Consider the following 6,162-nt stretch of genomic DNA (forward strand, 5'->3'; position numbering starts at 1 on the left):
CCGGGTCGCCCGCCATGACACAGCCGACCGAGCAGGCGCCGGCCGCGCGGTTCGCCGAGTCCGCACGGGCCGTCGACGGCTTCGTGACCGACACGGCGGCCTTCGAGGCATGGTTCGCCGACTGCCGGGACCGCTTCCACACCACCGCCGAACTCCGCCCCCTGGACGCGCTGCGCGACTGGTCGGTCGACCCGTGTACCGGGAACGTCGGCCACGCCAGCGGCCGGTTCTTCTCCGTGCGCGGACTCGACGTGTGGGTGCCCGGGGCCGCCGTGGAACGCTGGCAGCAGCCCATCATCAGCCAGCCAGAGGCCGGCATCCTCGGCATCCTCGTCAAGGAGTTCGACGGGGTGCCGCACTGCCTGGTGCAGGCCAAGGCGGAACCCGGCAACATCAACGGCATCCAGCTCTCGCCGACCGTCCAGGCGACCCGGAGCAACTACGGCGGCGTGCACCGCGGCAAGGCCGTCCCCTACCTCGAACACTTCCGGGACACCCCGCCCGACCGGGTCATCGCCGACGTCCTCCAGTCCGAGCAGGGCTCCTGGTTCCACCGCAAACGCAACCGGAACCTGATCGTCGAGGCCACCGGCCCCGTCGAGGTCCTCGACGGCTTCTGCTGGCTGACCCTCGGCCAGCTCCACGAACTGCTGCACCACGACGACCTCGTCAACATGGACACCCGTACCGTGATGTCCTGCTTCCCCGACGCTGGTGCCGACTTCGCCCCCACGCCCGCCGAGCACCGTCCGTCGTACCGGGAACTCCTGGGCTGGATCACCGAGGAGCGCACGCGCCGCGAACGCCACGTCCGCGAGATCCCGCTGAACGCCGTCGACGGCTGGCAGTTCCGCGACGGCCGCGTCACCCACCGGGACGGGCTCTTCTTCGACATCGTCGGCGTCTCCGTGGAGGCCTCCGGCCGCGAGGTCGGCCGCTGGGACCAGCCGCTGCTCGCCCCCCACGGCACCGGCCTCGTCGCGCTGCTGGTGCGCGAGATCGACGGTGTGCCGCACGCCCTGCTGCACGCCCGGGTCGAGGCCGGGCATCTCGACATCCTCGAACTCGCCCCCACGGTGCAGTGCACTCCGCAGACCTACACGCACCTGCCGCCCGGGGCGCGCCCGCGCTTCCTGGACACCGTGCTGAACGCGCCGGAGGAGAAGGTCCTCTTCAGCGCCGTCCACTCCGAGGAGGGCGGACGCTTCCTGCACGCCCGCAACCGCTACATGATCGTCGAGGCCGACCCCGGGCTCCGCCTCGCGGACGGCCCCGACTACCGCTGGACGGCGCTCCCCGACACGGCCGCGCTGCTGCGCCACAGCCACTACCTCAACATCCAGGCCCGTTCCATCCTCGCCTGTCTACATGGCCTGGCCGGCCGGGAACCAAGGGAGAAACCATGACCCTGCGCGTATGGGACTACCTCGACGAGTACGAGGCGGAACGCGACGACATCCTCGACGCGGTCGACCAGGTCTTCCGCTCCGGACGACTCGTCCTCGGCCCTTCCACCACCGGCTTCGAGAACGAGTTCGCCGCGTACCACGGGCTGGCGCACGGCGTGGGAGTCGACAACGGCACGAACGCCCTCGTCCTCGCCCTGCGTGCCCTGGGCGTCGGCCCGGGCGACGAGGTCGTCACCGTCTCCAACACCGCCGCGCCCACTGTCATCGCGATCGACCAGGTCGGCGCCACCCCCGTCTTCGTGGACGTGCGCGAGAGCGACTTCCTGATGGACACCGCGCAGGCCGAGGCCGCGGTCACCCCGCGCACCCGCTGCCTGCTGCCCGTCCACCTCTACGGCCAGTGCGCCGACCTCGCCCCGTTGGAGAAGCTCGCCGCCCGCCACGACCTCGTGCTCCTCGAGGACTGCGCCCAGTCGCACGGGGCCCGGCAGAACGGCCGCCTGGCCGGCACCACCGGCCAGGCCGCCGCGTTCTCCTTCTACCCGACCAAGGTGCTCGGCGCCTACGGCGACGCCGGCGCCGTCGTCACCGACGACCCGGCCGTCGACGCCGCCCTGCGCAGGTACCGCTACTACGGCATGGAGCGCCGCTACTACGTCGAGCAGACCCCGGGCCACAACTCCCGCCTGGACGAGGTGCACGCCGAGATCCTCCGCCGCAAGCTGCGTCGGCTCGACGGCTACGTCGAGGCCCGGCGCCGCGTCGCCGCCCGCTACGCCGAGGCCCTCGCTGACACCGACCTCGTCCTGCCGGAGGTCGTCGCGGGCAACGACCACGTCTACTACCTGTACGTCGTGCGGCACCCGCGCCGCGACGCCGTCATCGAGGCCCTGCGCCCGCACGGCGTCGAGCTCAACATCAGCTACCCGTGGCCGGTGCACACGATGACCGGCTTCGCCCACCTCGGGCAGCCCGCGGGGTCGCTGCCGGTCACCGAGGCGCTGGCCGGCGAGGTCTTCTCCCTGCCGATGTACGCCTCGCTGACCGAGGAACGGCAGGACAAGGTCATCGCCGCGCTGCGCGAGGTGCTGCGCACCGTCTGACCCCCCGCCCGCACCGGCCCGCTGGCTCGCAGCGGCCCGCCCGGCCGTGCCGGGCGGGACTCAGTGCGTGAGCCGGAGCGGCAGCTGCAGCAGGCCGTGCAGGTTGAAGTGCTTGTTGACCGGCAGGTCCTCGCGGAGCAGCTCGATCTTCCCGTACCGCTCCAGCAGGTGGGAGAAGACCGTTGCGGCCTCGATCCGCCCGAGCACCGCTCCCAGGCAGAAGTGCGGGCCCGCGCTGAACGCCAGCGTCTTCGGCTCGGTGCGGGCCAGGTCCAGACGGTCCGGATCGGGGTACCGCTCCGGGTCCCGCCCGGCCGCGTCCAGCAGCCCCATGACGTGGGCCCCCTTCGGAATCGTCTTCCCGCCGATCTCCATGTCGGCGGTCGCGATCCGGGTGGCCAGCGTCACCGGCGGGTCGAAACGGGACAGTTCGTCCACGGCCGTCCCCATCAGCGACGGGTCCGCCCGCAGGGCCTCCAGTGCCTCCGGCTGCTTCAGCAGCGCCAGCATGCCGTTGCCGATGAGGTTCACCGTCGTCTCGTGGCCCGCGTTGAAGATGAGCAGGATGTTCGCGACGATCTCGTCCTCGGTGAGCTGTTCGCCGTCCTCCGCCTGCATCAGCACCGACAGCAAATCGTGCTCCGGGTCGGCGCCGCGCCGCGACTCCATCAGCTTTAGCAGGTACCTCCGGAACTCCGGCTCCGCCTTGTTCATGGCGATCCGCCGGCTCGGCGAGACGTCCGGGTCGAGGACGTACCCCACCTTGTCCGTCCAGTCCCGGCAGCGCGCCCGGTCCTCGACGGGAATGCCGAGCAGTTCCCCGACCACCGCGACCGGCATCGGCAGCGCCAGGTCCCGGATCAGATCCACCTCGCCGTCGCCCATCGAGTCCAGCAGACCGTCCACGATCTCGGTGATGCGCGGCCGCAGGCGGTCGATGAACCGCGGCGTGAACACCCGCGCGATGAGCTTCCGCAGCCGCCGGTGGTCCGCCCCGTCCTGCAGCAGCAGCCACTTGTCCACGCTGCGCATCACCGGGCAGGTCGGCCCGCCGCGCGTCATCGCCCAGCCCGGCTCCTTGGGGAAGGCGCTCGACGAGTGCGGGGAGCGCAGCAGCGCCGACACGTCGTCGTAGCGGGTGAGCACCCAGTAGCCCAGCGGCGTGCGGTGCACGGGATCGGCCTCCCGTAGCCGCCGGTAGTAGGCGAACCGGTCGGCGGCCAGGACGGGGTCGTTCAGGTCGTACCGCGCGCTCATGCCGTCGCTCCCTCTGCCTCGGTGGACTGTGCCGCTCAACTCTTGGCGAGCGCGGTGCGGATCACGTCCAGCACCCGCGCGCTGTGGTCGAGCAGGAAGAAGTGCCCGCCGGACATGACCTCCATGGCGAACGGGCCGGTGGTGTGCTTGGCCCACGCCTCGACCTCGGGGAGGTGCGCCTTCGGGTCGGCGTCGCCGATCAGCGCGGTGACCGGGCAGCTCAGCTGCTCGCCCGCCGTCCACGTGTACGTCTCGGCGGCCTTGTAGTCGTTGCGGACAGCCGGCAGCGCCATCCGCATGAGCTCCTCGTCCTGCAGCAGCCGGCTGTCCGTGCCGGCCAGCGCCCGCACCTCGGCGAGCAGGCCGTCGTCGTCGCGCTGGTGCACGGTCTCGTGACGCGTCGCCGACGGCGCGCGGCGGCCCGAGACGAACAGGTGCGCCGCCGGCCGGCCGGCCGCCTCCATGAGCAGCGCCAGTTCGAACCCGACCGTGGCACCCATGCTGTGCCCGAGCAGCGCCGTCGGCCTGTCGTCCAACTCGCCGAGCACCTCGTGCACGCGCAGGGCGAGTTCGGGAAGGTTGTCGACGAACGGCTCGTGGCGGCGGTCCTGGCGTCCCGGGTACTGGATCGCGACGACGTCCGCCTGCGGGGACAGCGCCTTGGCGACCGGGAGCCAGAAGCTCGCCGATCCGCCCGCGTGCGGCAGACACACCAGCCGGACCGGTGCGGCCGGTGCGGGCGCGTACGTGCGTACCCAGGTCGAGGTGGTGGCGTGAGCCGTCATGTGGTCGTCCACTTCTCGTGTTCCGGAAAGACTGAATGGCGCGGAGGCTGACGTGATGCCACCACCTCGCGGGCGCGCGGACAAGGGGTGGCCGCCCCGAGCAGGGGCACGGGCGCCGCAAGTCAGGGGGCGGACGGTCCCGGGGCGCCCCGAGGCCCCGAGGGCTGGGGTCCCGGCGGGCCGGTAGGGGGTGTCCAGGCCGCGCAGGCCTTGAGTAGCGTCCTCCAGCGCATGGGTTCATCAATGAGGCAGTTCCGAATCGGGCCGGCCAACACGTGTGCCGGCGCCGGGTGAGGGGGCGACCGTGTCAGAATCGCTGTACGAGCTGGGAGACCCCCCACCGCTCGGCGTGGTCCCGGACCAGATGTACGCGAACGTGATCCGCCAGGACCGCTTCGGGGAGCCCGCCAAGGCGATGCAGACCGAGGTCCTGCCGGTGCCCCGCCCCGGGCGCGGCGAGGTGCTCGTCTACGTGATGGCCGCGGGCATCAACTACAACAACGTGTGGGCCTCCCTCGGACAGCCCATCGACGTCATCGCCATGCGGCAGAAGCTGCACGGCGCCACCGAGGACTTCCACATCGGCGGCACCGACGCATCCGGCGTCGTCTGGGCCGTCGGCGAGGGTGTCACGCAGTTCAAGGTGGGCGACGAGGTCGTCACCTCCGGCGCGATCTGGGACGAGACCGCCGAGGACGTCCGGATGGGCTGCGACCCCCTCGCCTCCAAGTCCCTGCTGGCCTGGGGCTACGAGTCCAACTACGGCTCCTTCGCCCAGTTCACCCGCGTCAAGGAACAGCAGTGCCACCCCAAGCCCCGGAACCTGTCCTGGGAGAGCGCGGGCAGCTTCCTGGTGACCGGCGCCACCGCCTACCGCCAGCTCACCGGCTGGGCGCCGAACGACGTACGCCCCGGCGATCCCGTGCTGATCTGGGGCGGCTCGGGCGGCGTCGGCTCGGCCGCCATCCAGGTCACCAACCTGCGCGGCGGCATCCCGATCGCCGTCGTCTCCAGCGAGGAGCGGGCGAAGTACGCCCTCGACCTCGGCGCCAAGGGCGTCATCGACCGTACCGAGTTCCATCACTGGGGACGGCTCCCCGACCTCGACGACAAGGCCGCCGCGAAGGCCTGGACCTCCGAGGTCCGCCGTTTCGGCGCCAAGTTCTGGGAGGTCCTGGGCGAGCGCCGCAACCCGCGGATCGTCGTGGAACACCCCGGCGAGGAGACTCTGCCGACCTCCATGTTCCTGTGCGACAACGGCGGCATGGTCGTCATCTGCGGTGGCACCAGCGGCTACAACGGCGACCTGGACCTGCGCTACCTCTGGATGCGCAGCAAGCGGCTGCAGGGCTCGCACGGCTCCAACACCCGTGAGAACCGGGCCGTCATCCGCCTCATGTCCGAGGGCCGCCTCGACCCCTGCATCACCTGGTGCGGCACCTTCGACGACATCGCCGATGGCCACCAGCGCCTCTACGAGAACCGGCAGGGCACCGGCAACTTCGCCGTCCTCGTCAACGCCACCTCACACGGCCTGACCACGCTGTCTGGGGTCATGTAGGGGTTGCCGGGCGACGATCACCGCTTCCTACGATGGCGCGCGTCGTC

General features: G+C 71.4%; 5 protein-coding genes. 3 read left to right on the forward strand and 2 right to left on the reverse strand.

Annotation, left to right across the window (positions count from 1 at the left end; all coding sequences use genetic code 11):
• Positions 1 to 14 precede the first annotated feature (14 nt).
• Positions 15 to 1,406, forward strand: a complete 1,392-nt coding sequence (locus V6D49_RS25710) for an NDP-hexose 2,3-dehydratase family protein (RefSeq protein WP_340563458.1) — start codon at positions 15 to 17, stop codon at positions 1,404 to 1,406.
• A complete protein-coding gene (locus V6D49_RS25715) occupies positions 1,403 to 2,512 on the forward strand; it encodes a DegT/DnrJ/EryC1/StrS family aminotransferase (RefSeq protein WP_340563461.1) in 1,110 nt (369 codons plus the stop codon). The genes V6D49_RS25710 and V6D49_RS25715 overlap by 4 nt, the downstream gene beginning before the upstream one ends.
• A gap of 60 nt (positions 2,513 to 2,572) precedes the next feature.
• On the opposite strand, the gene V6D49_RS25720 is transcribed toward V6D49_RS25715, so the two are convergent.
• Together V6D49_RS25720 and V6D49_RS25725 are read right to left on the reverse strand one after the other, a co-directional pair.
• Positions 2,573 to 3,769, reverse strand: coding sequence for a cytochrome P450 (locus tag V6D49_RS25720; RefSeq protein ID WP_340563463.1), 1,197 nt, complete (start codon positions 3,767 to 3,769; stop codon positions 2,573 to 2,575).
• 35 nt (positions 3,770 to 3,804) lie between these two features.
• Complete coding sequence (locus tag V6D49_RS25725; RefSeq protein WP_340563466.1) at positions 3,805 to 4,554, reverse strand: thioesterase II family protein; 750 nt, start codon at positions 4,552 to 4,554, stop codon at positions 3,805 to 3,807.
• A gap of 304 nt (positions 4,555 to 4,858) precedes the next feature.
• On the opposite strand from V6D49_RS25725, the gene ccrA reads away from it, so the two are divergent.
• The gene (ccrA, locus tag V6D49_RS25730) at positions 4,859 to 6,115 is read left to right on the forward strand and encodes a crotonyl-CoA carboxylase/reductase (protein ID WP_340563468.1); all 1,257 of its coding nucleotides are present in this window, start codon (positions 4,859 to 4,861) and stop codon (positions 6,113 to 6,115) included.
• The last annotated feature ends 47 nt before the right edge of the window (positions 6,116 to 6,162 follow it).

Origin of the sequence: Streptomyces sp. GSL17-111 (genome assembly GCF_037911585.1) — a bacterium.
Taxonomy (GTDB): domain Bacteria; phylum Actinomycetota; class Actinomycetes; order Streptomycetales; family Streptomycetaceae; genus Streptomyces.